The sequence below is a fragment of the Rhizobium sp. SVR5-9E genome (assembly GCF_056755095.1).
The window spans coordinates 1-283 of sequence record NZ_JBNDHS010000355.1 but is presented as its reverse complement, the minus strand read 5'-3'; the positions used below and the strand labels follow the sequence as shown (position 1 = coordinate 283).

Annotated in this window: 1 protein-coding gene; it reads left to right on the top strand. The window is 35.0% G+C overall.

Annotated features, from left to right (window positions below; all coding sequences use genetic code 11):
- On the top strand, positions 1 to 283 hold a 283-nt coding region (locus tag ACPYOJ_RS35155), incomplete at both ends, for a hypothetical protein (protein ID WP_481420355.1).

The window sequence follows — 283 nt, the reverse complement described above, 5'->3', positions numbered from 1 at the left end:
ATCTTAAAGAGTGTTTCCTTCAGGAAGAACCTTCCAATACAATAAGACTTGCGGTAAAAGAATATGCTGTAAAAAAAGGTCTTGACTTTTTTGATGTCAGAAATCATGAAGGTTTCCTGAGAACTTTAATGATGAGACAAAACTCAAAAGGTGAATGGATGGTTCTTTTCCAACTTTACAGAGAAGAAAAGGAGAACAGAGAAAAACTTTTCGAGTTCCTACTGGAAACTTTTCCACAAATAAAAACGCTGGTTTATGCGATCAACCCAAAACCAAATGATTC